Source organism: Aestuariimicrobium sp. G57 (genome assembly GCF_050110855.1).
In the GTDB taxonomy this organism is placed as follows: Bacteria; Actinomycetota; Actinomycetes; order Propionibacteriales; family Propionibacteriaceae; genus Aestuariimicrobium.
Map to the genome: position 1 here is coordinate 173,631 of NZ_JBNINW010000002.1, position 24,434 is coordinate 198,064.

Annotated in this window: 26 protein-coding genes; 18 read left to right on the plus strand and 8 right to left on the minus strand. The window is 68.9% G+C overall.

The annotated features are described in order from the left end of the window. Window positions 1–645: 645 nt before the first annotated feature. From ACQCX5_RS04850 to ACQCX5_RS04895, 10 genes are all read left to right on the plus strand, one after another. Window positions 646–1,362, plus strand: a complete 717-nt coding sequence (locus tag ACQCX5_RS04850; RefSeq protein WP_434540884.1) for a YggS family pyridoxal phosphate-dependent enzyme — start codon at window positions 646–648, stop codon at window positions 1,360–1,362. 72 nt (window positions 1,363–1,434) lie between these two features. Beyond that, window positions 1,435–1,707, plus strand: a complete 273-nt coding sequence (locus ACQCX5_RS04855) for a glutaredoxin domain-containing protein (protein ID WP_434540885.1) — start codon at window positions 1,435–1,437, stop codon at window positions 1,705–1,707. A gap of 10 nt (window positions 1,708–1,717) precedes the next feature. After that, a complete protein-coding gene (locus tag ACQCX5_RS04860) occupies window positions 1,718–2,110 on the plus strand; it encodes a DUF3224 domain-containing protein (RefSeq protein WP_434540886.1) in 393 nt (130 codons plus the stop codon). Between the two features lie 46 nt (window positions 2,111–2,156). Next, window positions 2,157–2,744 (plus strand): NADPH-dependent FMN reductase, encoded by a 588-nt coding sequence (locus tag ACQCX5_RS04865; protein ID WP_434540887.1) that lies wholly within the window; start codon window positions 2,157–2,159, stop codon window positions 2,742–2,744. Window positions 2,745–3,672: 928 nt separating this feature from the next. Continuing rightward, a complete protein-coding gene (locus ACQCX5_RS04870) occupies window positions 3,673–4,221 on the plus strand; it encodes a DUF4242 domain-containing protein (RefSeq protein ID WP_434540888.1) in 549 nt (182 codons plus the stop codon). Next, window positions 4,218–5,327: a hypothetical protein gene (locus ACQCX5_RS04875; RefSeq protein ID WP_434540889.1), complete on the plus strand. Its 1,110-nt coding sequence runs from the start codon at window positions 4,218–4,220 to the stop codon at window positions 5,325–5,327. Before ACQCX5_RS04870 ends, ACQCX5_RS04875 begins: the two co-directional genes overlap by 4 nt. Next, window positions 5,303–6,121, plus strand: coding sequence for an ATP-binding cassette domain-containing protein (locus ACQCX5_RS04880; RefSeq protein WP_434540890.1), 819 nt, complete (start codon window positions 5,303–5,305; stop codon window positions 6,119–6,121). The genes ACQCX5_RS04875 and ACQCX5_RS04880 overlap by 25 nt, the downstream gene beginning before the upstream one ends. After that, window positions 6,114–7,271 (plus strand): ABC transporter substrate-binding protein, encoded by a 1,158-nt coding sequence (locus ACQCX5_RS04885; RefSeq protein ID WP_434540891.1) that lies wholly within the window; start codon window positions 6,114–6,116, stop codon window positions 7,269–7,271. The genes ACQCX5_RS04880 and ACQCX5_RS04885 overlap by 8 nt, the downstream gene beginning before the upstream one ends. After that, on the plus strand, window positions 7,268–8,140 hold the full coding sequence (locus ACQCX5_RS04890; RefSeq protein WP_434540892.1) for an ABC transporter permease: 873 nt from the start codon (window positions 7,268–7,270) through the stop codon (window positions 8,138–8,140). The genes ACQCX5_RS04885 and ACQCX5_RS04890 overlap by 4 nt, the downstream gene beginning before the upstream one ends. Then, window positions 8,137–8,748, plus strand: coding sequence for an NAD(P)H-dependent oxidoreductase (locus ACQCX5_RS04895; RefSeq protein WP_434540893.1), 612 nt, complete (start codon window positions 8,137–8,139; stop codon window positions 8,746–8,748). The genes ACQCX5_RS04890 and ACQCX5_RS04895 overlap by 4 nt, the downstream gene beginning before the upstream one ends. Before the next feature lie 628 nt (window positions 8,749–9,376). On the opposite strand, the gene ACQCX5_RS04900 is transcribed toward ACQCX5_RS04895, so the two are convergent. After that, entirely contained in the window at window positions 9,377–9,709 is a 333-nt protein-coding gene (locus ACQCX5_RS04900; protein WP_434540894.1) for a winged helix-turn-helix transcriptional regulator, read from the minus strand. A gap of 143 nt (window positions 9,710–9,852) precedes the next feature. Here ACQCX5_RS04900 and ACQCX5_RS04905 point away from each other — a divergent pair, with 143 nt between their 5' ends. The 3 genes from ACQCX5_RS04905 to ACQCX5_RS04915 are packed head-to-tail and all read left to right on the plus strand — an operon-like array spanning window position 9,853 to window position 12,760. Continuing rightward, window positions 9,853–11,061, plus strand: a complete 1,209-nt coding sequence (locus tag ACQCX5_RS04905) for an LLM class flavin-dependent oxidoreductase (protein WP_434540895.1) — start codon at window positions 9,853–9,855, stop codon at window positions 11,059–11,061. Then, window positions 11,058–11,741: a CE1759 family FMN reductase gene (locus ACQCX5_RS04910; protein ID WP_434540896.1), complete on the plus strand. Its 684-nt coding sequence runs from the start codon at window positions 11,058–11,060 to the stop codon at window positions 11,739–11,741. The genes ACQCX5_RS04905 and ACQCX5_RS04910 overlap by 4 nt, the downstream gene beginning before the upstream one ends. Beyond that, window positions 11,738–12,760 carry an LLM class flavin-dependent oxidoreductase gene (locus ACQCX5_RS04915; protein ID WP_434540897.1) on the plus strand — a complete coding sequence of 341 codons (1,023 nt, stop codon included), beginning with the start codon at window positions 11,738–11,740 and terminating at the stop codon, window positions 12,758–12,760. Before ACQCX5_RS04910 ends, ACQCX5_RS04915 begins: the two co-directional genes overlap by 4 nt. A 384-nt stretch (window positions 12,761–13,144) precedes the next feature. Here the strand turns inward: ACQCX5_RS04915 and ACQCX5_RS04920 are convergent, their stop codons facing one another. Next, entirely contained in the window at window positions 13,145–13,516 is a 372-nt protein-coding gene (locus ACQCX5_RS04920; RefSeq protein ID WP_434540898.1) for a VOC family protein, read from the minus strand. 106 nt (window positions 13,517–13,622) lie between these two features. Next, window positions 13,623–14,024 carry a winged helix-turn-helix transcriptional regulator gene (locus ACQCX5_RS04925; RefSeq protein ID WP_434540899.1) on the minus strand — a complete coding sequence of 134 codons (402 nt, stop codon included), beginning with the start codon at window positions 14,022–14,024 and terminating at the stop codon, window positions 13,623–13,625. Window positions 14,025–14,159: 135 nt separating this feature from the next. On the opposite strand from ACQCX5_RS04925, the gene ACQCX5_RS04930 reads away from it, so the two are divergent. Further along, a complete protein-coding gene (locus ACQCX5_RS04930; RefSeq protein ID WP_434540900.1) occupies window positions 14,160–15,008 on the plus strand; it encodes an SDR family oxidoreductase in 849 nt (282 codons plus the stop codon). A 24-nt stretch (window positions 15,009–15,032) separates the two neighbouring features. Here the strand turns inward: ACQCX5_RS04930 and ACQCX5_RS04935 are convergent, their stop codons facing one another. From ACQCX5_RS04935 to ACQCX5_RS04945, 3 genes are all read right to left on the minus strand, one after another. Then, a complete protein-coding gene (locus ACQCX5_RS04935; protein ID WP_434540901.1) occupies window positions 15,033–16,121 on the minus strand; it encodes a cation diffusion facilitator family transporter in 1,089 nt (362 codons plus the stop codon). Beyond that, window positions 16,118–16,486 carry an ArsR/SmtB family transcription factor gene (locus tag ACQCX5_RS04940; RefSeq protein WP_434540902.1) on the minus strand — a complete coding sequence of 123 codons (369 nt, stop codon included), beginning with the start codon at window positions 16,484–16,486 and terminating at the stop codon, window positions 16,118–16,120. Before ACQCX5_RS04940 ends, ACQCX5_RS04935 begins: the two co-directional genes overlap by 4 nt. A gap of 168 nt (window positions 16,487–16,654) precedes the next feature. Next, a complete protein-coding gene (locus ACQCX5_RS04945; RefSeq protein WP_434540903.1) occupies window positions 16,655–16,963 on the minus strand; it encodes a putative quinol monooxygenase in 309 nt (102 codons plus the stop codon). A 134-nt stretch (window positions 16,964–17,097) separates the two neighbouring features. Between ACQCX5_RS04945 and ACQCX5_RS04950 the strand changes: the two genes are divergently transcribed. Next, on the plus strand, window positions 17,098–17,652 hold the full coding sequence (locus tag ACQCX5_RS04950) for an NADPH-dependent FMN reductase (RefSeq protein ID WP_434540904.1): 555 nt from the start codon (window positions 17,098–17,100) through the stop codon (window positions 17,650–17,652). A 77-nt stretch (window positions 17,653–17,729) separates the two neighbouring features. On the opposite strand, the gene ACQCX5_RS04955 is transcribed toward ACQCX5_RS04950, so the two are convergent. Beyond that, window positions 17,730–18,377 (minus strand): DUF1707 SHOCT-like domain-containing protein, encoded by a 648-nt coding sequence (locus ACQCX5_RS04955; protein WP_434540905.1) that lies wholly within the window; start codon window positions 18,375–18,377, stop codon window positions 17,730–17,732. Window positions 18,378–18,452: 75 nt separating this feature from the next. On the opposite strand from ACQCX5_RS04955, the gene ACQCX5_RS04960 reads away from it, so the two are divergent. Continuing rightward, window positions 18,453–19,436 (plus strand): pirin family protein, encoded by a 984-nt coding sequence (locus tag ACQCX5_RS04960; RefSeq protein WP_434540906.1) that lies wholly within the window; start codon window positions 18,453–18,455, stop codon window positions 19,434–19,436. Window positions 19,437–19,542: 106 nt separating this feature from the next. Here ACQCX5_RS04960 and ACQCX5_RS04965 read toward each other — a convergent pair whose 3' ends face one another. Then, window positions 19,543–21,771 carry an ATP-dependent DNA ligase gene (locus tag ACQCX5_RS04965; protein WP_434540907.1) on the minus strand — a complete coding sequence of 743 codons (2,229 nt, stop codon included), beginning with the start codon at window positions 21,769–21,771 and terminating at the stop codon, window positions 19,543–19,545. Window positions 21,772–22,366: 595 nt separating this feature from the next. Here ACQCX5_RS04965 and ACQCX5_RS04970 point away from each other — a divergent pair. Further along, complete coding sequence (locus tag ACQCX5_RS04970; RefSeq protein WP_434540908.1) at window positions 22,367–22,699, plus strand: TfoX/Sxy family protein; 333 nt, start codon at window positions 22,367–22,369, stop codon at window positions 22,697–22,699. Window positions 22,700–23,067: 368 nt separating this feature from the next. Continuing rightward, window positions 23,068–24,363, plus strand: a complete 1,296-nt coding sequence (locus tag ACQCX5_RS04975) for a GNAT family N-acetyltransferase (RefSeq protein WP_434540909.1) — start codon at window positions 23,068–23,070, stop codon at window positions 24,361–24,363. Window positions 24,364–24,434: the final 71 nt, after the last annotated feature.

The following is a 24,434-nucleotide window of genomic DNA, read 5'->3' on the forward strand; positions in this document are numbered from 1 at the left end:
GCTGGGCTGGGGCTGTTCGGGTATGCGTGTCCAGAACCCGGCCAGAGTTCACGAAGACCGCCCGCCACAGACGCTTCCGGCCGACTCCAGCCGTGTTCTGGTCACACGCCTGGACGCTGTCCAGAACCCGGCCAGAGTTCACGAAGACCGCCCGCCACAGACGCTTCCGGCCGACTCCGGCCGGGTTCTGGTCACACGATTGGACCAGCCGCCACCGCACGAGCGTCCGCCTTGTCGAGCCCGTCGGTGCCGCCGGTTCCGGGCGGCGCCCCGAGCCAAAACTTGCACTCGTGACACCAGCGCCACGAAAGCAGCCCGCAGCGGCCGAATCGCTTGCAGAAGCGGCACCCCTGCCACTTGTGCAAGTTCCCGCCCCACTCGGCCTCCGCGGAGCCCGCCCCTCCTCTGGCGCCCCCTCGCCTGGCGACGCGGGGCTGTGCTCGGCCGTCCAGAACCCGGCAGGAGTTCGCCAATTCCGCCCGCCACAGGCGCATTTGGCGAACTCCGGCCGGGTTCAGGTCACACGCGTTCAGGTCACACGCGTTCAGGTCACACGCGTCAGGTCACTCGGGTTCTGGCCACCACCACCGCCGACGCCCCCGCATCGAGTGACGTCCCGCCCGGCCGGCGTGGTAGTCATGACACATGACCAGCACCATCGCCCAGAACCTCGCCGCGGTCGAACGCCGCATCGCCGATGCCGCCGCCCGCGTCGGGCGTGATGCCGGCGAGGTGCGTCTGCTGCCGGTCAGCAAGACCAAGCCACCGGCTGACATCCTCGAGGCCCGCGCCGCAGGCTACCGCCGCTTCGGTGAGAACAAGGCCCAGGAGGCCCACGCCAAGTGGCTCGAACTCGCCGAAACCGACATCGAATGGGCCGTCATCGGCCACCTGCAGACCAACAAGGCAAAGCTCGTCGCCGAGTTCGCCACCGAGTTCCAGGCGCTGTCGTCACTCAAGCTGGCCGCCGAGCTCGACAAGCGCCTGCAGGCCGCGGGCCGTCGCCTGCAGGTGCTGGTGCAGGTGAACTCGTCCGACGAACCGCAGAAGTTCGGTCTGCCCTCCGCCGAGGTGCTGACGTTCACCCGCAAGATTGCCGCGTTCGACTCCCTCGACGTGCGCGGGCTGATGACGCTGGCGCTGTTCACCGACGACCACGACCGCATCCGCGCATGCTTCGAAGTGATGCAGCAGACCCAGCGCGAGCTGCGCGATGCCGACGGCGGGGGCTGGGACGAGCTGTCGATGGGCATGTCCGGCGACTTCGAACTGGCGATCGAGCACGGCGCCACCTGCGTGCGGGTGGGCCAGGCCATCTTCGGCTCGCGGCTCGACCCAAACACCTACTGGCCGGCGGGCTAGACCGAACGTGACCCGGTTGGCCAGACCGTGAAAAGCTGGCCCTGAGCATTCGCCACCCAGGAGGACATGTCCATGGCCGACCAGGATCGTCCCGTCGTCGTCTACTGGCGCCCCGGCTGCCAGTATTGCGCGCAGCTGCGCTCGTCCCTTGGCAGCCTGGCCGACGACGCGCAGTGGGTCAACATCTGGCAGGACCCGCAGGCCGCCGAGTTCGTCCGCAGCGTCAATGCGGGCAACGAGGTGGTGCCGACCGTGGTGTTCGACGGCATTGCCATCACCAACCCCCCACCCGCGGTTGTCCGGGATCGGCTCGAAGCGGCGTCCCGACCCGACGCACGCGGGTAACGTGACGGCCATGCAGACCACTGCCACGGGAACGTTCACCATCGAGATGTCGGCCCCGAAGATGGTCGTCAATGGCCAGGTCGCCCGCTTCGGGCTCACCAAGTCCTGGTCGGGCGACATCACCGGCACCGGCACGGGCGTCATGCTTGCCGGCGGCGACCCCGAGACCGGCCACGCCGGTTATGTCGCGATCGAGGTCATCGAGGGCACCGTCCATGGACGCGGTGGCACGTTCTTGCTGCAGCAGTTTGGCGACCTCGACGACGGCAACGAGATCCTGCACTACCAGGTCGTCAACGGCTCCGGCACCGGTGAGCTCGCTGGCCTGCGCGGCCAACTCGACCTCGAGATCGACGATGCCGGGGTGCACCACTACGAGCTGGCCTACACACTGCCCGCCTGAGCGAGCACGCACGTGACCACTCCTGCGCCAGTGGAAGACTGGCACCATGAGTGAATCTTCAACGAAGCCTGTCGTCGGCGTCATCATCGCCAGCACCCGCCCCGGCCGCATCGGCCTGCCCATCGGCGAGTGGGTCGCGCAAGCGGCGGCAGAGCACGGCGCCTTCGAGGTCAAGACGCTCGATCTGGCCGAGATCAACCTGCCGTTCTTCGACGAGCCATTCCACCCGCGCATGGGCAACTACCAGCACGAGCACACGAAGAACTGGGCCGCCCTCGTCGGCAGCTGCGATGCGTTCGTCATGGTGATCAACGAATACAACCACAGCTTCTCGGCACCGCTGAAGAACGCCCTCGACTACCTGAGCGCCGAATGGGCCAACAAGCCGGTCGGCCTGGTCAGCTATGGCGGCGTCTCGGCCGGCCTGCGCGCCGCCTCGCACCTCAAAGAGACACTGCTCGCCCTGCAGATGTCTGTCGTGACCCAGCACGTGGCCATCCCGTTCGCGATGAAGAGCGTGGCCGACGGGGTCTTCACCCCGGCCCCGGAGACCACCGAGGCCATCGTCCCCATGCTCAACGAGATGGCGACCCGCTGCGAGCTGCTCGCCCCACGTCGGGCCGCGGCTGCCTGAGCCCGGGGGGCCGATCCCCATCGGATGTGCGCGCCGACACCTTTCGAGACACCTCGACACCCGTGTGCAGGTGTCAGCGTGCTCACAAGGGTGTCAGCGTGCCCCTGCATGGCGGTAGGGCCCGTGGACGAGGCCGACTGGAGCTCCTCAGCCCCCTCCGCGGACCGGATGTGGGGTTGGGGCCGGCGTGACAAGCCCCACATCTTGCACAAGTGGCACCAGTGCCTCGTCCGCAGTTCGTTCGCCCGGGACAAGGCGCATTCATGGCACCCAGGTCACGTGTGCAGGTTTCGATGCCGCAGACGGGCGCGGGGGCCGATCCACATCGGATGATCACGCCGACACCTTTGGATGCACCTCGACACCCGCGTACGGGTGTCAGCGTGCTCACAAGGGTGTCAGCGCGCCCCTGAGTGTCAGCGTGCCCTGAGTGTCAGTGTGCCCCCATGGGCGGCTGAGCCAGCCCTGCCCGCGAACCCCACCCCACCCCCGGATTATTCCCGCGACCCAGATTTCTCAGGCTCTGGACCACCCCTTCACGGCGCGCCACCGCCTCGCGTAGCTTCTGTGCCACGCCCGCTTCTTGCGGGACGTCCAGAAGGGTTCACATCATGATGCAGGTTTTCCAGTCGCAGAACGCGACCCTGGCCCTGTCCGCTGCGAGCATCGGCCGCGCCGGCAAGATGCAGCACGCCCCCTGTTGCCCCCGCTGAGCGGGCACACCCCGCGCTGAGCGCACTCCCGTCCCCGGCTCCACGCACCCGGACGACGACTGCCCGCGCATCCCTGAGCCGCTGACGCGACCTCGCGCCAGCATGCCCCCGCACACCCGAACGACCCCACACCTGCGTTGGGGCCGCTTCGCCGTACCCGGGGGCAACCACACCCACGCCGGGTACCACCACACACCCTGAAAGAGAGCACCACCATGTCCAACCTGTTCCTCGTCGAGATCGTCCCCGCCGCCACCCAGCCCGACGCCCTGGCCACGCTGACCGACCTCGACAACCGCGCCCGGGCCCACGATGCCCAGCTCATCGAGGCCCAGGTCACCGCCGAGCAGTCGCGCATCTTCGCGATCATCGAGGCCGACACCACCGACACCGTCGCCGCGCTGCTCGAGGGCCTCGACGCCGAGGTCGCCACCGAGCCCGCCCTGGTGCGGCTGGTCGGCGCCGACCTCGACGACATCAAGGCCGCCCGTCCCGAGGCCGGCTACCTGGTCGAGTGGGACATCCCGAGCCACATCGACATGGACACCTACCTGACCCGCAAGGCCGAGAAGACCCCGCTGTACGCGAATGTGCCCGAGGTCGACTTCCTGCGCACCTACGTGCGTGAAGACATGGCGAAGTGCCTGTGCTTCTACAACGGCCCGGACGAGGCCGCCATCGAACGCGCCCGCGCCGTCGTCAGCACCCCGATCGACCGGCTGCACCAGCTCACCCAGATCCAGCTCGCCGAGGAATCCGCATGACAGCCGTCGCCGCCCCCAGCCCCGCGCTCACCTCGCCCGCGCTCAGCCACGCACTGCGCCAGCTCGCCGCCGACGCCCGCGATGTCGACAGCCTCGGGACGCCCGTCGCCCCGAAACTGCGCGACCTGGGCGAGGCCGGCCTGCTCGACCAGGGCGTCGACGACCTGTTGGCGGCCCGCCCAGAGTCGTCCGACCTGCGCGCCAGCGCCCAGACGATCGCCGCACTGGCCGGCGAATGCCTGTCGACGGGCTTCGCCGTGTGGGCCCACCGCGTGGTGGTCGACTACCTGGCCCGTGGCACGCTCGACCCGGCGCACCCGGCGAGCGCTGAGACCACCACCCTGCTCGCGGACCTGCGCCGCGGTGAGGTCGTCGGTGCCACCGGCATGGCCCAGGCGCTGAAGTCGCTCGCGGGGCTCGGCGACCTGGGCATCACCGCCACCCCCACCACCGACGGCGGCTGGACACTCGACGGCCAGGTCACCTGGATCAGCAACCAGGTGCCCGGCGCCGTGCTGGTGCTGCCGGCCCGCACGCCCGACGGCGGCGGGCTGGTCGTGTGGGTGCGCCACGGGGACGATGGCTTGGCCCCGCGGCACATTGACGGGCTGCTGGCCCTCGATGCCACCGCCTCGGGCACGCTGAAGCTCGAGGGTGTGCGCATCGGCGCCCACCAGGTGCTCAGCACTGACCTGGCGGGGTTCGTCCGTGCCGTGAAGCCGAGCTTCCTGGTGCTGCAGACCTCGTTCGCGGCGGGGCTGATCCAACGGTCGTGGGCCGAGCTCGAGCCGGCACTCGACCGGTCCGAGAACTCGGTGTTCGGTGCCGAGGCCCGCGAGCTGGGCGACCAGGTCGGCGAGTTCTTCGACCGCTGGCAGCGGCTGGCAGCCGACGTCACCGCCGCCCCCGTGCGCGAGCTGCTGCAGCTGCGTCTCGACGCCAGCCACCTGGCCCAGCAGGTCACCCGCCTTGAGCTGACGCTGGCCGGCGGTCGTGGCTACCTGGTCTCGTCAGGCGCCAACCGGCGCTTCCGCGAGGCCGCATTCCTGCCCGTGCAGTCACCCTCGGAAGGACACCTGCGGTGGGAACTGTCCTCGCTCGCCTGACCGGTGTCGATGCCGGATACGCCGGCCGGCCGGTGCTGCACGACCTGTCGCTCGAGATCGTCCGGGGGCGGCAGCTCGCCGTGCTCGGGCCCTCGGGCGCGGGCAAGTCGACGCTGCTCAAGCTGCTGACCCGCGAGCTGGCGCCCCTGGCCGGCACCGTGACGTTCGACGGCGATGCCAAGCCGCGCGAGGGGGTCGTGGGCCAGAACCCCGACCTGTTCGAGTGGCTGACCGTCCGCGAGAACATTGAGCTCGGCCTGCGGTTTCGCGCCAATCACGACCTGGTTGCGGGCGGCGCCACCGAGGTCGAGCGCATCGTCACCCTGCTGCAGCTCGAGGACGTCGTCGACCGCTACCCCGACGAGGTCAGCGGCGGCCAGGCCCAGCGCACGGCCCTGGCGCGGGCGCTGGCGATCTCGCCCGGGCTGCTGCTGCTCGACGAACCGTTCAGCGCACTCGACCCGGCCACCCGCCACGAGCTGCAGCAGTGGCTGCGCGCCACTGCGTTCACCGAACAGCTCACCACCGTGCTGGTCACCCACGACCTGGACGAGGCACTGGTGGTCGCCGACGACATCGTGCTGGTCAGTCGCACCGGGCACATCCTGCACGGTTGGACGAACCATGCCCCGGCCGCTGATGCCACCGCGGCGCTGACCCACCCGCTGCGGGCGCAACTGCGGCGCGGCTACGACGCGGGCACCGCGGATGAGTCCGTCAACGAGCCCGACGACGCGGAGTTCTCGGGTTTCGCCACCACCACCCACTACACCCCCGGACACCGCCATGGCTGACCTCAACCGCCGCTCACTGCTGCGCACCGCAGGCCGCGTCGGCGCCGCCGCCGGACTCACCACCCTCGGCGCGCGCGGCGCCTGGCTCGCCGCCGAACCCCACTTGGTGCGCGATGCGGCCGTGCTCGACCGCGAACTGCGCATCGGCTACCTGCCCATCACCGACGCCTCGGCGCTGCTGGTCGCCCACCAGCGCGGGATGCTGGCCGCCGCCGGCCTGCCGTCGGCCAAGCCGGTGCTGTTCCGCTCGTGGGACGCACTCGCGCAGGCACTGTCGGTCGGCGCCGTCGACGCCGTGCACCTGTTGATGCCGCTGGCCCTGCAGCTGCGGCTCGGCAAGCAGGTGCCGCTGAAGGTGGTGGCCTGGGGCCACACCAATGGCTCGACGCTGACGGTGTCCGACGACATCACCAGCACCGAACAACTCTCGGGCAGGCGGTTGGCGATGCCGGCGTGGTGGTCGGTCCATTCGGTGCTGAGCCAGCGGTTGTTGCGCGAGGCGGGGCTTCGTCCGGTCATCGGCGAAGCAGCCGGGCCGGGCACCGTCGAACTGGTGCTCATGGCCCCCGCCGAGATGGTCGCCGGGCTGGCAGCCAAGAGCATCGCCGGGTTCGCCGTCGCCGACCCGTTCAGCGCGGTCGCCGAGAAACAGAAGATCGGCCACGTGCACCGCTTTCTCGGGGATGTCTGGGCCGACCACGCCTGCTGCGCCATCACCGTGCGCCAGGACCTGGTCGACCGGCACCCCCAGGCTGTCCAGGCACTCACGAATGCCGTGGTCACGGCCCAGTCATGGCTCGACGACCACCGCAGCGAGGCCGGCGCACTGCTGACCGGGGCCGGCTTCCTGCCCCAGCCCGAACCTGCTGTTTCGAAGGTGTTCACCCGTGCCCGGGCGCCCTACGCCAAGGTCATCCAGCACCCCGACTGGGCACCCGAACGCCTCGGCTTCAGCGCGTATCCACACACCAGCTACACCCAGGCGCTGGTCGACCAGCTGCGCACCACCACGATCGACGGCGAGACCGGGTTCCTGCCCGCCAACGCCGCCGATGCCCACGCCGAGCTCGTCGATGCCCGGTTCGTCACCACGTCACTGCAGCAGGCGGGCAAACCCATCGCCACCCGCAAGGAGTTGATCGGCTCATGAGTGCGCAATCTCTTGACCAGTCCGCGATCGGCGCCGCACCCGGCGCCGCACCCGGCGCCGCACCCGCTGCAGTCGTCACCGGCCCACGGCGTCCCTCGGTGGCACTGCCTGGCTGGACCCTGCCCGTGCTGGGCGTCGCCGCCGCCGTCGGGTTGTGGTGGCTGTTGACCGATGTGTTGTTCGCGTCGCGGCCGCTGGTGACGGGGTTCTCGCCGACGCTCACGCTGACCGGGCTGGCCGAACTGTGGCGCTCAGGTTCGCTCGTGGACGCCGCGGCCTCGTCGGTGTTCCGGTTGCTCGCCGGGCTGGCGGTCGCGTTCGTGGTGGGTGTGGTCGGCGGCATCGCCGTCGGCAGCATCGGCTGGCTCGACCGCGCCACCCGGCCGGTGCAGTTGTTCCTGCGGATGGTCTCGCCGCTGTCGTGGGCGCCGGTGGCCGTGATCGCATTTGGTGTCGGCGGGCTGCCGGTGGTCGCGCTCGTCGCGGCGGCCGCGGTGTGGCCGATCCTGACGGCGACCGCCGACGGTGTGCGGGCCGTGCGCCCAGCACATCGCCAGGTGGCGCGCAGCCTGGGTGCGTCCCGGGCCGAGGTGGTGCGCCACGTGGTGCTGCCGGCGATCAGGCCGAATGTGCTGGCCGGGCTGCGACTGGCGATGGGCCTGGGCTGGGTGGTGCTGGTGCCCGCCGAGATGCTGGGCGTGACCTCAGGACTCGGTTATGCGGTGCTCAACGCCAAGGACCAACTGGCCTACCACCACATCACCGCGCTGATCCTGGTGATCGGCACCATCGGGTTCGCGCTCGACGTGGTGGCCAGGTGGGCGTTCGCGTCGCCGCGCCAGCGCCGTGACGAGCGGGCGGGCCGATGAGCGCGCAGGCTGAACTGGTGCCGGGTGGCGTCGCGTCTGCGGTGGCTGTCGGCGCGCGCGTCGTCCGGGTGGTGGCCGTGAGCGCCGGGCACGGCCCGGCTTCGGGGACGACGCGGCTGGCGCGCGAGGTCGCCGAGGGGACGGCCGCGGCCCTGGGCAGGGCGGGGCTCGACGCCGAGGTCGAGGTGCTCGAACTGCGTCGGGTCGCCACGGCGGTGGTGCGGGCGCTGGTCGAGCACCACTGGGAACCCGAACTGGTCACGGCCGTCGAGGCCGTGCAGCGGGCCGACGCGCTGGTGGTGGCCACCCCGACGGTGAATGCATCATTCTCGGGGTTGTTGAAGTCGTTCCTGGATGTGCTGCCGCCGAACGCGCTGCGCTCGGTGCCGACCAGCATCGCGGCGACCGGTGGGACGACCAGGCACACGCTGGTGCTCGACCAGGCCGTGCGGCCGATGCTGGGCTACCAGCGGGCGGTGGTGCTGCCGAGCTCGCTGTTCGTGACGGCCGATGAATGGCAGGCGGAGCGTCCGGGGGTTGAGCTGGCCGAACGCATCAGTGTGGCGGCGGGCGAACTGGCCCAGTTCACGGCGGTGACGCTGGGATAGGGCACCACGAGGCCATCGTGGTGCGCCGCATCCGTGGCAGGTGTCGGCGTGCCCACAGAAAGGTGCCGCGGGTGGCGGAAGGGGTGGCGGCGTGCCCACCTGCCCGGTCTGCTCGTCCGACCCCTGCCGCAGCCCGTGACCAGAACCCGGCCGGACTTGCCCGGAAGTGCCGCCGATCCGGTGTTCGGGTGAATTCCTGCCGGGTTCTGGACAACACCGGCTGGGCAGGGCTGGTGCACGCCGAGCTGGCCTGTCCACGGGCGATCTGCCTATCCAGGGGCAATCTGCCTGTCGGCGGACGGTTTGCCGTGCGGCGCCGCAGGGCAAAGTTCCCGCCATGAGGCAGATCTGCCGTCGGGCGACAATCTCGGACAGCGCCAGGCGTGGGACACCACCCGCACCGGACCCGCTGAACGGGCCCGCCCGGGTTGGTGCACGCTGACACCCTCGAACGCACGCTGACACCCTCGAACGCACGCCGACACCCTTGTGTACACGCTGACACCCGTCAACAGGTGTCGGCGTGCCCGCATGGGTGTCGGGGTGGCTGAAGGGGTGTCACGGTGCCCACAAGAGTGTCGGCGTTGCTGAAGGGAATACGACCAACGATGCCCTTTGGCCCCCGGGCTCAGCCCACCGCACCCGGGTTCGCCGCGGCGAACGCGACCGCCGCGCTGAGCACCGGCTCGACCTGGCGCCCGGTCTCGGTGAGCCGGTAGCGCACCGCCGTCGGCGGCCCCGGGTCGACCTCGCGCTCGAAGAAGCCGCGCTCGGTCAGCTCTTTGAGCCGGGTCGACAGCACCGCATCGCTGACCCCCGGCACCGCCCGCTTGAAGTCGCTGAACCGCTCGGCACCCGCCAGCGCAGCCTGCAGCACCGCCCCGGCCCACGCGCGTCCGAGCACGCCCATCACGTCTTCGATGCGCGAGCACGCCGGCATCTGCTGCGACCCCTCGCTCATGTCGCACCCCTCCCCCGCTGGACGACCACCGGGTCCACACTGGACCCAGGGAATGATCTGACGAACTATGATGTTCATAGTAGCTGACACACCTGCTAGGAACTAGTAGATTCATAGTTAGCCATCAGCGGAAGGAAAGCACGATGTCGTCGATGCAGTTCGGAGTCTTCTCGATCGGTGACGTAACCACCGACCCGACCACCGGCAAGACGCCCAGTGAGCACGAGCGCATCAAGACTCTGGTGACCATCGCCAAGCATGCCGAACAGGTCGGCCTCGACGTCTTCGCCGTCGGCGAGCACCACAACCCGCCGTTCATCGCCCCGGCCGACCCGCCGGTGCTGCTCGCCAACATCGGCGCGCAGACCGAGAAGCTGATCCTGTCGACCGCCACCACCCTGATCACCACCAACGACCCCGTGCGCCTGGCTGAGGACTACGCCCTGCTGCAGCACCTGGTCGACGGCCGCATGGACCTGACCATGGGCCGCGGCAACACCGGCCCCGTCTACCCGTGGTTCGGCAAGGACATCCGCGAGGGCATCGGCCTGGCCGTCGAGAACTACAACCTGCTGCACCGCCTGTGGCGTGAGGACGTCATCGACTGGGAGGGCAAGTTCCGCACCCCGCTGCACCAGTTCACCGCGACGCCGCGCCCGCTCGACGGGGTCCCGCCGTTCGTGTGGCACGGCTCGATCCGCTCGCCAGAGATCGCCGAGCAGGCCGCCTATTACGGCGACGGCTTCTTCCACAACCACATCTTCTGGCCGGCGAGCCACACCCAGCGCATGGTCGATCTGTACCGCCGCCGCTACGAGCACTACGGCCACGGCTCCTATGACCAGGCGATCGTCGGCCTAGGCGGCCAGGTCTTCATGCGCGAGAACTCGCAGGACGCCGTGCGCGACTTCCGCCCCTACTTCGACAACGCCCCCGTCTATGGCGGTGGCCCCAGCCTTGAGGAATTCACCGCGCAGACCCCGCTGACCGTCGGCTCGCCCGAGCAGGTCATCGAGCGCCACCTGAAGTTCCGCGACTACGTGGGCGACTACCAGCGCCAGCTGTGGCTGATCGACCACGCCGGCCTGCCACTCAGCGAGGTGCTGAAGCAGATGGAAATCCTGGGCACCCAGGTCGTGCCCGTGCTGCGCGAAGAGTTCGACAAGGTCCGCAAGCCCGGTGTGCCCGACGCCCCGACCCACGCTGCCCGCGTGGCTGCGGCGGGTGGCCCGAAGGTTGAGGACGAATTCCGCGCCCCCCAGCAGGACAAGTACACCGGCACCCGCGCCGAAGAGGGCAACGCGGGCGCCGACGACCTGGCCGACCAGACCATTGAAGGGAGCGACCTGTGACCCGCAGGATCGTGCTGCTGCAGGCGGGTCTGCGCAACCCGTCGACCACCCGCATGCTGGCCGAAGAACTCGAGCGCGAGATCAAGGCCGCCTTCGAACACGAGGGCTACGGCGCCCAGACGCGCATCGTCGACATCCGCGACCATGCCCACGCCATCGTCGACACGTTCATGACGGGCTTCTCGGGCCCCGAACTGCAGGACGTGCTCGACGCTGTCATCGCCGCGGATGCCCTGGTGGTCGTCACCCCGACCTTCTCGGCGTCGTACTCGGGATTGTTCAAGAGCTTCATGGACATCGTCGAGCCCGAGGCGCTGGTCGGCAAGCCGGTGGTGCTGGCCGCGACCGGTGGTTCCGAGCGGCATTCACTGATGATCGACCATGCGCTGCGCCCGCTGTTCGCCTACCTGGGCGCCGACCCCGTGCGCACCGGCATCTTCGCCGCCACCGGCGACTTCGGCGGCACCGATGGGCAGCTGACCGCCCGCGTGCGCCGGGCCGCGCGCGAACTCGTGGGCCGGGTCTGCGGCGCGGGCGTCGTCCAGGCAGGGTCACAGGACGAGGGCAACGGCCCTGCCCACAAGGCCAACGGCACCCCACGACTTGCCCCCGCCAAGGGGTTCGGTGACGACGTGGTGCCCTTCGAGCAAATGATGAGCAACCTGGGGGTTGGACGATGAAGAAGATCGGATTCCTCTCGTTCGGGCACTGGATGGACCATCCCGAGTCGGCCGTGCGCTCGGCCTCGGACACGCTGCTGCAGAGCATCGACCTGGCCGTCGCCGCCGAAGAACTCGGCGCCGATGGGGCCTACTTCCGGGTGCACCACTTCGCCCACCAGCTCGGCTCGCCGTTCCCGCTGCTGGCGGCCGTGGGCGCACGCACGTCCACGATCGAGATCGGCACGGGCGTGATCGACATGCGCTATTCGAACCCGTTCACGTTCGCCGAGGACGCGGCGGCCGCCGACCTGATCGCCGAGGGCCGACTGCAGCTCGGCATCAGCCGGGGATCGCCGGAGCAGGTCATCGACGGGTGGCGCCACTTCGGGTTCGCGCCGGCCGAGGGTGAGACGGACGCCGACATGGCGCGGCGCCACACCGAGGTCGCGCTCGAACTGTTGACGGGGACGAAGTTCGCCGAACCGAACCCGCGGCCGATGTTCCCGAACCCGCCGGGACTGCTGCGCCTGGAGCCCTATGCAGAGGGGCTGCGCGAGCGCATCTGGTGGGGTGCGGGCTCGGACGCCACCGCGCGATGGGCCGCTGACAAGGGCATGAACCTGATGTCGTCGACGCTCAAGAACGACGAGTCGGGCGAGCCGTTCCACGTGCAACAGCGCAAGCAGATCGACGCCTTCCACGACCAGTGGGCCCAGCACGACCATGGCTTCACGCCGCGGGTCTCGGTGTCGCGCTCGATCTTCGCGATCACCAATGACATGGACCGCCGCTACTTCCTGGGCGGGCGTGAGAAGAATGACCAGATCGGCTACATCGACAACAACACCCGCGCGGTGTTCGGACGCAGCTATGCCGATGAACCCGACAAGCTGATCGAGCAGTTGCGCGAGGACGAGGCGATCGCCGCCGCCGACACGCTGCTGCTGACGGTGCCGAGCCAGCTCGGGGTGGAATACAACGCGCACGTCATCGAGGCGATCCTGACCGAGGTGGCCCCGGGGTTGGGCTGGCGCTGACCTCACGACACAAACAAGCACCCAACGGCACGCGCCCCGGAATTCTCCGGGGCGCGTGCCGCTGGGTGCTTGTTTGTGGGGCTGGCGCCCCTCCCGTTGGCACCGTGCAGCGCCGTGAAGCCGCAGAGCGGAAGTGGGATGCATGGGACACGGCCCGTCGGCGGCTACTCGCGGACGAGCTGGTTACCTCGACCATCGAGCCGATAATTGGCCGGTCAACACAGTCGTCAGCGCTCGACGGGATCCGGAAGAACTCATTCGTGAGGTTTTCCGTCATGTCTTCCGTCGTTCTCGACGATGCTCGCACCAGCAGCTACGGACTCGGCAGGTGTGAAGCTCCAGTCCCCGGCCGAGGACAACCAGGGTGGAGACCTGGAAGGGCAGCTAGTTTTGAGGGCGCTCGTTGAACTGGAGCTTGTGGCCATCGGGAGCGTCGACAGTCGCGTATGTCCCCCAAGGCTCGCGCGTCACTTCAGATGTCGTCGCGCCTCGAGCACGCAATTCTTCAACGGTGGCCGCAACATCGTCGGCGGCGAACGTCAGAAATGCACCCTCGCCGGGCTGCTTTCCGAACGACTCAGCCGAGCTGAGCACGATGGAAGTTTGGGCACCGGCAGGCTTGACTTCCAGCCAACGCGAGCCTTCGCCCATGTCTGCATCCATGACAACATCGAAGCCAAGAATGTCCCTGTAAAACCTCAGAGCGGAGTCCTGATCGCTGACGTAGAGGATGGCCGACGCTATTGAAACGATCATGCCTCCGATGCTACCGGCGGCCGATCCGATCCACCACTGATCAACAGTTCGGGGCAGGCCGGAGACTTCAAGTGTGACAACCTCGACATGCGCTACTCGAACCCGTTCAACATTCGCCGAGGACACCGCTGCCGCCGACCTGATCGCCGAGGGACGCTGCTGACGGTGCCGAGCCAGCTCGGGTGATCCTGACCTCACGACACAAACAAGCACCCAACGGCGTGAGCGAGTACTCCACATGCGGCGGGATCGCGCTGTGCACCGTGCGCTGTACGAAACCGTCGCGCTCGAGCTGGCCCAGGGTCTGCGACAGCATGCGGTCGCTGATGCCCCCGACGCGCCGACGCAGCTCACCGAAGCGCAGGTCGTCCTCGCGCAGCAGCGCGACCATCGCGAGCGCACCCCAACGGCCGGTCAGGTGCTGCAACACATCGCGCGAACTGCACGCGCTCGAGAAGACGTCCGCCGCGGGGGGGACGTCCTGCCCGGGGGGCATGCTGTCGATCATGCCATCCATGGTAACTCGCAGGCAGCACTAACACACAATTTGTGCTTACGAAAAGTTAGTGTCATGATCTAGGTGAAACACCTCCACCGGGTCGCCACAGACAGCGCCCCAGACCGAACTTCAGGAGACATCACCATGCGCATCGCAGTCACCGGCGCCACCGGCCCCTTCGGCGGACACGTCATCGAGACCCTCATCGCCCGCGGCATCGCCCCTGCCGACATCGTGGCCATCGTCCGCAATGAGCAGAAGGCAGCCGGGCTCGCCGCCCAGGGCGTCACCGTCGCCGTGGCCCCCTACGAGGACGAGGCCGCCCTGACCGCCGCCCTGACCGGTGTTGACCGGCTCGTGTTCGTCTCGGCCAGCGAGGTCGGCAAGCGCGCGGCCCAGCACGAGAACATCATCAATGCCGCGAAGGCGGCCGGTGTCGACTTCATCGCCTACACGAGCCTGCTCGGCGCCCCCACCTCAACCCTGGCCCTGGCCGAGGAGCACCGCGTCACCGAGCAGCTGCTCGCCGAGAGCGGCATCGACCATGCCCTGCTGCGCAACGGCTGGTACTGGGAGAACTACTCCTCGGCCATCGACACCGCCCGTGCGACCGGCAAGGTCTTCGGCGCCGCCGACGACGCGAAGGTTGCGGCCGCCGCCCGCAAGGACTACTCCGAAGCCGCCGCGATCGTGGCGACCACCGACGGGCACGCCGGCAAGGTCTACGAGTTGGCCGGCGTGCCGGCACTGACCTACCCCGAACTCGCCGACGCGGTCGGTGAGGTCATCGGCAGCGAGGTCACCTACGTCAACCAGTCCGTCGCCGAGTACCAGTCCGTGCTCGAGTCGGCCGGCCTGCCGGCTGACGTGGCGGGCTTCGTCGCCGGCATGGACGAGGCCATCGCCGAGGGTGCCCTGGAGTCCGACAGCACCGACCTGCAGCAGCTGCTGGGCCGCGACACCACCCCGGCCGCGGTGGCGCTGGCAGTTTGAGCAGCCTGCCACCCAGCCAGTAACTCAGCCCTCGCCACCTGCCGTGGTGACGCGAACATTCAGTTCGTCGAGCTTCGGCAGGTGGCGTTTGGCCGATTCCTCGGCCCGGGCGGCCACATGTTCGGCCTCGGCCAGACTCATCGGCGCCACCCGGACGAGCGCGTCGCCGCGCAGGCGGTGGCCCACCCAGCGCAGTCGCACCTGTTCGACCTGCCGCACCTCGTCGACGTGGGCCAGCCCATGTTCGGCGCGATCGACCAGGTCCGGCTCGATGCCGTCCATGAGCCGGCGCCCCACCGAGCGGATGGTGCCGACCAGCAGCACCACGATCATGGCCGAGATGAGCAGCCCGACGATGGGGTCGGCCAGCGGGAAGCCCAGCAGCACGCCGATGCCGCCGAGGACCACGGCGAGCGAGGTGAACCCGTCGGTGCGGGCATGGACGCCGTCAGCGACCAGTGCGGCCGAGCCGATGCGTCGTCCCACCCTGATGCGATAGACAGCGACGGCCTCGTTGCCCAGGAAGCCGATGATTCCCGCGGCGAGCACCCAGCCGATGTTCTGCATCGGGCGGGGATGGGCGATGCGGTCGATGGCCTCGGTGGCGGCGAAGACGGCCGACAGGGCGATCATGAGCACGATGAACAGGCCCGCAAGGTCTTCGGCGCGGCCGAAGCCGTAGGTGTAGCGGCGAGTTGCCTGGCGACGGGCGAGCACGAAGGCGATCCAGAGCGGTACGGCGGTGAGCGCGTCCGAGAGGTTGTGCACGGTGTCGGCGAGCAGGGCGACCGATCCCGAGAAGGCGACCACGACGGCCTGCAAGAGGGTCGTCAGGAGCATGATGACCAGGCTGACCTTCAGGGCGCGGACGCCGGCGCTGTGGGCCTGCATCGCGTCGTCGATCGAGTCGGCGGCGTCATGGGAATGGGGCACGAAGATCTCGTGCAGCAAGCCCTTGAAGCCGGTGGGGTGGGAGTGGCCGTGGTCACCATGGTCGTGGGCGTGGCCACGGGGGTGGTCGTGGGCGTGGTCATGGCCATGGGGGTGGTCATGCCCATGATCGTGATCCTGGTGCCCCTCATGCGAGTGGGCCTCGTGTGTGCGGCTGGTCACTCCTGCTCCTGCTTGTCGGCGTGGTGATGCAGGGGCTCGTCGCCCAGCGAGTGCTCGGCCTGGAAGATCGCGTCCGAAACCAGCTGCGAGGCGTGCTCGTTCGCGAGGCGATAGAACACCCGCTGCGCCTCTTGCCTGGTCGAGACGATCCGGGCCATGCGCAACTTCGCGAGGTGCTGCGAGACCGACGCCGGGGACTTGTCGACCAGCTCGGCCAGGTGGTTCACCGACAGTTCGCCGTGTTCGCGCAGGGCAAGGATGATCCGGACCCTGGTGGCATCGGCAAGCAGCCCGAAGACCTCGACGGCGAGCTCGACGTACTGGTTCTCCAGGTCGAGTCCGCACATCTGCTTATCTGCATCCATACGCAGATAATGTCACGGCGGGCGCCCGTCCCGAAATCACCCGGCGTGCTCGCCTCCTGACACCTGCCTGTCGAAAGACGACCTGCCTGTCGACGGACGATCTACACCACGGCGCCGCACGGCAGATCGTCCGCCACGGTGCAGGTCATCCGTCGCCAGGCAGATGCCTCAGCCCCAGGACTCGTCCCCCGGCTGCAGGTTCTGGTACTTGCGGGTGTAGCGCGGCTCGGCCTGGATCGACTCCATGGCCTCCTTCCACGCGAAGTAGTGCGGCTGGGTCTTGTGGAAGTCCAGGTCTTCGGGCGAGCCGTAGCCCTCGACCAGCACGAACTGGGTGGGGTCGTCCAGCTGCTGGATCACGTCGAAGCGCTTGCAGCCCGGCTCCTGCAGGCTGGCCTTCGAGTTGGCCGACGAGATGTCGATGAAGTCCTGCACCTTGTCTTCATGGGTGCGGACGAAGCAATGCACGATGAACATGGGGCCAACCTATCCCCCGTCGCGGGCCCCCACAGGCCCGCCACCAACACCCGGGAATACGACAGCCCACACCAGCGCTAGAGTGGTGGTTGAACGTTCTACTATCTCGCCCACCACCCAGGAGCACACCAGATATGGCAACCATCAAGCTCATCATCGGCAGCACCCGCCCCGTCCGCGTCGGCACCCAGCTCGTCGACTCCGTCGCACCGGCCCTGGCCCAGGCCACCGGCGCCGACGTCGAGGTCGTCGACCTCAAGCAGCTTGACCTGCCCTTCCTCGCCGAGCCACAGATGCCGGCAATGGGCAACTACACCCTCGAGGCCACCCAGAACTGGTCCGAGGTCGTCAAGGGTGCCGACGCCGTCGTGTGGCTCTCGCCCGAGTACAACGGCGGCATGCCCGCCAGCGTCAAGAACGCCATCGACCACCTGTTCGCCGAATGGCAGGACAAGCCCACCATGGTGATCGGCTACGGCTTCGGCGGCGCCTCGCGTGCCAGCAAGCACCTCGTCGAGATCCTGGGCAACATGAAGGCCAACGTCGTGACCGAGCCGGTCGCACTCGCCTTCGGTGACAACGCCCCCGGCGCCGACGGTCTCGTGGCCGAGCCCGCCGCGATCGTCGCCGCCCACGAGGCCGACCTCAAAGCCGCTGCTGCCAAACTCGCTGCCGTGCTGGCCGCCTGAGTCACGCTGCACCTGCAACGAACCCCCGGACGCCGTGCGCGTTCGGGGGTTCAGTGTCTTCGGACGAGCGGCGGTCTTCAGTCGTCCTGTGACGTGTCGAGCTTGGACCGCTTGATCGAACTGCCACCCATGAACGCCAGCCCCGTCAACCGCAGCACGCCGTTCGAGCCGTCGCCCTGCGCCTTCGCACGCACGTCATTGCCGCCCATGACCGCCACCGTTTCGTCGATCACCCGCACGCCCGCAGGCACGTAAACAGTATTGCCGCCCATCACGACGAACATCGACAGCTCGATTTCGACCCCGGGCCCGAATGCCCGCCCCAGGTCGATGTCGTCACCGCCCCAGAACGAGAACTGCTTCACCTCGGTGGTGCCGTATTCGGGCACCAGGTTGCGTCCGCTCATCACGGCGACGCTGGTCATCGACGGGTCGACGGGGGCCACGGCACCGGCCGGACGCTGCGCGAGACCGGCGGTGGGACCGGTCGTTGCCGCGAGTGCTGCCTGACCTGCATGGCCCTGCATCATCACGAGCGCCCCGCCCTCAGGAAGGTCGGCCACCACCGGCGGCAGCTCGTCCAAGAACTTCGCCGACATCACCTGGGTCTGGCGCTCATCAAACTCGAAACGGTCAAGGCGTCCGGCGACCAGCGCCTCTTGCAGCACTGAGAGCACCGCGTCACGGTCGGTGTCGCCCGCGCGCAATCGGAATTCCTCGGCCATGCGCCATACGTTACCTTCCGGCGGGCCGCCCCTCACCGGGGATACCCGTGTCACGATGGGCCGAGGAGGCCTCCCATGAGCAATACCGAGAAGACGTCAGCACTGCTCGACTGCCCGGTACCGTTTGAGCACCACCCCGGCCAGGTCGACACCTACCCGCCCAAGGACGTTGCGCTGGGCGGTGAGGACGCCATGCGGGTGCGGCGAACACTGCCCAACCTGCGCCGCTCGTTCGTGGGGGCGTGGTGCTTCATCGACCACTACGGCCCCGAAGAGGGTGCCTGCATGGATGTGCCGCCGCACCCGCACACGTCGCTGCAAACAGTGAGTTGGCTGTTCTCGGGCGAGATTGAGCACCGGGATTCGGGCGGGGTGCATGCGATGGTGCGGCCGGGGCAGGTGAACCTGATGACCTCTGGTCATGGCATCGCCCATTCAGAGGTGTCGACGAAGAGCCGCGCGGCACTGCACGGGGTGCAGTTGTGGGTGGTACTGCCGGAGCACAGTGCTGATCTTGAGCGGGAATTCCAGCATTTCGAGCCGGACGTCGACGCGGTGGCGCCGGGGGTGCGGGCGCGCACCTTCATCGGGCGGCTCGGTGATGCCGGCTCGCCCGTGCAGACCGAGACGCCGCTGCTGGGTTCAGAGGTGGTTCTCGAACCCGGGGCGACGTGGGAGACGACCGTCGACGGCGGTTTCGAGCACGGGGTGCTGGTGGATTCAGGCGTGGTCGACTTCGACGGGGTGCGCCTCGACAACAGCGTGCTGGGGGTGCGCGATGCCGGGCTCGACCACCTGCGGCTGCACAACCCCACCGACGCCCCGGCCCGCATCATGCTGCTGGGCGGCACCCCGTTCGACGAGGGCATCGTGATGTGGTGGAACTTCATCGGCCGTAGTCACGACGACATCACCCGGCTGCGCCAGGAATGGAACGAGGCCCCTGATGACCGGTTCGGCCGGGTGTCGGGCTACCGGGGCAGCGTGCCGCGGTTGCGGGCCCCGGAGCTGCCGGAGGTGACGCTGAAGCGGCGGTTCAGGCGCGGGCGGGAGTCGTAGGTCGGCCCGGCGCGGGGGCATGGGACGGGCCATGTCCAGAATCCGGCAGGAGTGTGCGGAGGGGCGCGGTTGATGGCTGGATTCGGGAACTCCTGCCCGGTTCTGGTCACAGCGACAGGATCTCGCCCAGGTCGTAGCTGACCGGCTCGTCGAGCTGGTCATAGGTGCAGCTCTGGGGCGTGCGGTCGTCGCGCCAGCGCACCCACTGGGCGGTGTGGCGGAACCTGTTGCCCTCCATGTGGTCGTAGCGCACCTCGACCACCCGCTCGGGGCGCAGCGGGGTGAACGAGAGGTCCTTCTTGGCATTCCAGCGGCTGTAGGCCGACGAGGTCGGCGTGCGCGGGAACGACTGGTCACGGTTGTCGGGCAGTTGTTCAGTGGGGGCGGCTTTGGCCGCGGCGTCGCCCTGGCCGGGGTCGGCCCAGGCCCACGGGTGTCCCTCGAAGCTGGTCACCAACGGCTGCAGTTCTTCGAACAGCTCTCGGCGGCGGTCCATGGGGAAGGCCCCGATGACCCCGACGGAATTGAGGTTGCCCGACTCGTCGTACAGGCCGAGCATCAGCGAGCCGACCGCGTCGTCCGTGTCTTTGTAGGTGCGGTAGCCCGCGACCACGCAGTCGGCGGTGCGCTCGTGCTTGATCTTGTACATGACGCGCTTGTCTTCGAGGTAACCCATGTCGAGCGGCTTGGCCATGATGCCGTCGAGCCCGGCCCCCTCGAACCGGGTGAACCATTCGCGCGCGACATCGCGGTCGCGGGTGATCGGGGTGAGGTGAATCGGCGCCTTTGCCCTTGCCAGAGCCTTTTCGAGCGCGGCGCGGCGCTCGACGAAGGGCACCCCTGTGTAGTCGGTCATGCCGATCGCGAGCACATCGAACGCGACGAAACTGGCCGGCATCTGCACCGAGAGCTTCTTGATGCGGCTCGCCGCGGGGTGGATGCGTTGCTGCAGCGCATCGAAGTTCAACCGGTCGCCGTGCTCGGGGTCGACCATGACGATCTCGCCATCGATGCAGCAGTGTTCGGGAAAGTTCTCTTTGATCGCCTCGACCAGTTCGGGGAAGTAGCGGGTCATCGGGCGTTCATTGCGACTGCCCAGCTCGACCATGTCGCCGGAACGCCAGATCAGGGTGCGGAAGCCGTCCCATTTGGGCTCGTAGATGGCCTCGACCTTGGGGATCTCTTTGACGGCCTTGGCCAGCATCGGGCCGTACGGCGGGGTGATCGCGGTTCCCCATTCGGCGTCGCGCTCGGCCTTGGGCGGCAGGTATTCGGCCTCGTCACGGTCCTTTCGGCGCTTGGACGGCTGCACGCGTGGCGGCTCCCCGGGCATCTTCGGGTAGTCGGGGGGAAAGTTCAGTTCACCCAGGCCGCGGTCGAGGTCGGCCTGCCACAGGTCGAGCGCGCGGGTGATGTCGCCGGGATCGTCGGCCAGGTGCTGCCAGGGGTTGCCGTGTGCTGCGAGCAGCTCGGGGACGGTGCGGACCGTGAAGTCGCCGGGGGTGACCGACGAGAGGTCGTCCCAGGCGACGGGCATCGAGACGGGGGCGCCGGGCAGCGGGCGGGGGCTGAACGCGCCGGCCAGGGTGCGGTCGCGGTTGGCCTGGTTGAAGTCGACGAAGATCTTTTCGCCGCGCTCCTCCTTCCACCAGCTGGTGGTGACCAGGTCGGGCAGGCGGCGTTCGAGTTCGCGGGCGATGCCGATGACGCCGTGGCGCACGTCCTGGAACTCATGGGTCGGGTTGATGCGGGCAAAGATGTGCACTCCGCGGTTGCCGGAGGTCTTGACGAAGGGGCGGTAGCCAAGCTCGACCATCAGCTCGCGCAGGGCATGAGCGGCTTCGACGGCATCGGCGAAACCGCGGCCGGGCTGCGGGTCGAGGTCGATGCGCAGCTCATCGGGGTTGTCGAGGCTGTTGGGGTGGTTGGCGTCAGCGGTCACGGGCCACGGGTGGAACGTGATGGTCGACATCTGGCCGGTCCAGGCGAGTGCGGCGGGTTCGTGCAGCACGAGCTGGGCATGGCGGCGGCCCGAGGGATAGGTGCAGGTGACCGTGTCGATGAAGCCGGGCTTGCCCTGGGGCGGGCGCTTGCTGAAGAACTCCTCGCCCTCGATACCCTCGGGGAACCGCTGCAGCGTGATGGGCCGGTCACCATTGGCGGCGAGGAAGGGTTCAGCGACGGCGAGCAGGTAGTCGACGAGGTCACGCTTGGTGACATCGCGGCCGTCGGTCATGCCCGACCCGGGCCAGAGCACCCGGTCGCCGCTGGACAGCTTCACCGACCGGGTGCCGCCATCGGGTGCCGGGATCTCGAGGATCGTGTCATCGCCCATGGGGTTCAGCCTAGGTCGGCGGGCGGTGATGTGCCCCGAAACGCGGCGGGCGCGCAGTGCGGTTGCGGGGTGACCAGAACCGGGCCGGAGTTGGCGAATGCGCCCGTTCACCGGCTGATCCTGCGAACTCCCGCCGGGTTGCGGACACCCGGCGGGATTGGTGCCCCATCGGTGACGGCAGCGGGGTTCGGCAGCGAATCGGCCACCTGGAGCAGCCCACCAGGAGCAGCCCACCAGGAGCAGCCCACCAGAAGCAGCCCACCAGAAGCAGCCCACCAGGAGCAGCCCACCAGGAGCAGCCCGAGGTGCCCCTCGTGAGGCCCAACTCCAGCAGCGTGCATCGACCGGCGGATTTCCGGGTCGTTGGGGCCAGTTCGGACCGGTCGATGCACACTGCTGGGACCCGGGGGTCACAGCCGCCTCGGCGAGCGCCTGGAGTACGTCGGCACGGTCATGAGGGCACGGGTGCAGGCGCATGGCCAAGCCGTGCCGGGGGGCGTGACCAGAACCCGGCCGGAGTTGGCGAATGCTCCCGTCCACCGGCTGATCCTGCGAACTCCCGCCGGGTTGCGGACACCCGGCGCATACTCAGGTCATGGCATATGACCGCGGCCTGGCTGACCGCATCCGTGAGCTGCTCGAGCCCGAGGACGGCATCACCGAAAAGGCGATGTTCGGCGGGCTCGCCTTCCTTGTCAACGGCAACATGGCCGTCGCCGCCAATGGCGATGGTGGTGCCATGGCGAGGGTCGCCGACCACACCGGCGTCGAACTGGCGGCCAGGCACCCGGCCCTGGCCCCGATGGTGATGCGCGGCCGCGAGATGAAGGGCTGGCTGCACGCCGAGCTCGACGATCTCGATGACGACCTGCTGGCCGAGCTCGTCGAGCAGGGCGTGGCCCACGCCCGCACGTTGCCCCCGAAGTAGCCCAGCCGCCGAAGCAGCCCATCAGGAGCAGCCCGAGGTGCCCCTCGTGAGGCCCCAACTCCAGCAGCGTGCATCGACCTGCGGATTTCCGGGTCGTTGGGGCCGGTTCGGACCGGTCGATGCACACTGCTGGGATCCGGGGCTCACAACCGCCTCGGCCAGCGCCTGGTGTACCCCGGCACGGTCATGAGGGCGCGGGTGCAGGTGCAGGCGCATGGCCACGCGTGCCGGGCGGGTGACCAGAACCCGGCCGGAGTTGGCGAATGCTCCCGCTCACCGGCTGATCCCGCGAACTCCTGCCCGATCCCGGACACGCTCCCCACACGCGTGAGTACGCGCCCCCAGCCCCGCCCGAGCATCCACACCCCGTGAACCACCCGCATGGTTTCGTGGCCCCCATGTCGCACACCTCGATCCCCGTCATCACCACCCGCCCGGTCACCCCGGCGGAGTTCGACGACTGGGCCAAGGTGGTGGGCAATGCCCAGGGCCGCGACCACGACGAGCGCTCGCTGCGCTGGTTGCGCCAGTCGCTGCCGCTCGAACGCACCCGCGGTGCCTTCGACGGCGCCGACCCGGTGGGCGGCATTGCCGCGCTGCCACGCCAGCTCACGCTTCCCGGCGGCCAGCGCGAAGACGTGGCCGGCATCGCCTGCGCGGCCGTCAGCCCCACCCACCGCCGCCGCGGCGTCTTCAGCCAGCTCGTGCGCGACCTGTTCACCGACATGTACGAACACCGCCGCGAAGCCCTCGCCGTGCTGAACTCCGACCAGGCCGAGGTCTACACCCGGTTCGGCTTCGGCATGGCCATGCAAACCGCCGTCGTGCACGGCCAGACCCGGTTCATGGGCTACCGGCCCGATGTCGAGCTCGGCACCGGCCGGGTGACCCTGGTCGATGAGCAGGTCGCCGCCGGGGTGCTGCCTCGTGTCCACGCCCGCGCCCGCCAGATGAACGTCGGCTGGGCCGAGCGCTCCCCCACCCAATGGTCGACCTTCCTCACCGACCTGGCCGCCACCCGCTCCGGGCGCACCACCACCCGCTTCGCCATCCATTGGGACGCCGAGGGCCAGCCCCAGGGCTATGCCACCTATTGGTTCGCCGAGCGCCTCGACGAACGCGGCCGCACCGTCAACCGCCTGCTCGTACCCGAACTCGTCGCCGTGCACCGCTCGGCCTATGCCCAGCTCTGGCGCTTCCTGCTCGACCTCGACGCCGCCGACTCCGTGCGCGCCAATTGTGCCCCTGACGAGGCACTCCAGTACATGGTGCAAGACCCCGAAGCCCTCGACTGGACCATCCGCGATGCCCTCGCCGTCCGCCTCGTCGACGTGCCCCGCGCGCTGTCATCGCGCCGCTATTCGGCCCCCGTCGACGTCACCTTCGAGGTCACCGACCACCTCTGCCCCTGGAACCACGGCACCTTCCGCCTGCAGGCCGACGAGGCCGGTGCCATGTGCGTGCGCAGCCGGGACGAGCCCCAGCTCTCGATGTCGGTGCAGGCCCTCGGAGCCGCCTTCCTGGGTGGCACCCCGCTGATGTCGCTGGCCCTTGCCGGACGAGTCCTCGCCAAAGTGCCCACCACCCTCGCCCAGGCGTCAGTGGCCTTCCGTGGCTTCCGCGAGCCCAGCTGCCCCTCAACCACCGGCTGGCCCTGGTACTGACCGCCCGGCACGCCCCGACCACCCCCGAGTTTCCCGGGGCCGCCCGAAAACTCATCCACCCCATCGGGAAT

Coding starts and splice junctions, on each gene's coding strand:
- ACQCX5_RS04950 (WP_434540904.1), top strand. CDS start 17,098: ATGGCAACCATCAAGCTCATCATCGGCAGCACCCGCCCCGTCCGCGTC.
- ACQCX5_RS04930 (WP_434540900.1), top strand. CDS start 14,160: ATGCGCATCGCAGTCACCGGCGCCACCGGCCCCTTCGGCGGACACGTC.
- ACQCX5_RS04865 (WP_434540887.1), top strand. CDS start 2,157: ATGAGTGAATCTTCAACGAAGCCTGTCGTCGGCGTCATCATCGCCAGC.
- ACQCX5_RS04890 (WP_434540892.1), top strand. CDS start 7,268: ATGAGTGCGCAATCTCTTGACCAGTCCGCGATCGGCGCCGCACCCGGC.
- ACQCX5_RS04925 (WP_434540899.1), bottom strand. CDS start 14,024: ATGATCGACAGCATGCCCCCCGGGCAGGACGTCCCCCCCGCGGCGGAC.
- ACQCX5_RS04915 (WP_434540897.1), top strand. CDS start 11,738: ATGAAGAAGATCGGATTCCTCTCGTTCGGGCACTGGATGGACCATCCC.
- ACQCX5_RS04970 (WP_434540908.1), top strand. CDS start 22,367: ATGGCATATGACCGCGGCCTGGCTGACCGCATCCGTGAGCTGCTCGAG.
- ACQCX5_RS04900 (WP_434540894.1), bottom strand. CDS start 9,709: ATGAGCGAGGGGTCGCAGCAGATGCCGGCGTGCTCGCGCATCGAAGAC.
- ACQCX5_RS04860 (WP_434540886.1), top strand. CDS start 1,718: ATGCAGACCACTGCCACGGGAACGTTCACCATCGAGATGTCGGCCCCG.
- ACQCX5_RS04960 (WP_434540906.1), top strand. CDS start 18,453: ATGAGCAATACCGAGAAGACGTCAGCACTGCTCGACTGCCCGGTACCG.
- ACQCX5_RS04850 (WP_434540884.1), top strand. CDS start 646: ATGACCAGCACCATCGCCCAGAACCTCGCCGCGGTCGAACGCCGCATC.
- ACQCX5_RS04955 (WP_434540905.1), bottom strand. CDS start 18,377: ATGGCCGAGGAATTCCGATTGCGCGCGGGCGACACCGACCGTGACGCG.
- ACQCX5_RS04870 (WP_434540888.1), top strand. CDS start 3,673: ATGTCCAACCTGTTCCTCGTCGAGATCGTCCCCGCCGCCACCCAGCCC.
- ACQCX5_RS04885 (WP_434540891.1), top strand. CDS start 6,114: ATGGCTGACCTCAACCGCCGCTCACTGCTGCGCACCGCAGGCCGCGTC.
- ACQCX5_RS04905 (WP_434540895.1), top strand. CDS start 9,853: ATGTCGTCGATGCAGTTCGGAGTCTTCTCGATCGGTGACGTAACCACC.
- ACQCX5_RS04895 (WP_434540893.1), top strand. CDS start 8,137: ATGAGCGCGCAGGCTGAACTGGTGCCGGGTGGCGTCGCGTCTGCGGTG.
- ACQCX5_RS04855 (WP_434540885.1), top strand. CDS start 1,435: ATGGCCGACCAGGATCGTCCCGTCGTCGTCTACTGGCGCCCCGGCTGC.
- ACQCX5_RS04965 (WP_434540907.1), bottom strand. CDS start 21,771: ATGGGCGATGACACGATCCTCGAGATCCCGGCACCCGATGGCGGCACC.
- ACQCX5_RS04875 (WP_434540889.1), top strand. CDS start 4,218: ATGACAGCCGTCGCCGCCCCCAGCCCCGCGCTCACCTCGCCCGCGCTC.
- ACQCX5_RS04920 (WP_434540898.1), bottom strand. CDS start 13,516: ATGATCGTTTCAATAGCGTCGGCCATCCTCTACGTCAGCGATCAGGAC.
- ACQCX5_RS04945 (WP_434540903.1), bottom strand. CDS start 16,963: ATGTTCATCGTGCATTGCTTCGTCCGCACCCATGAAGACAAGGTGCAG.
- ACQCX5_RS04940 (WP_434540902.1), bottom strand. CDS start 16,486: ATGGATGCAGATAAGCAGATGTGCGGACTCGACCTGGAGAACCAGTAC.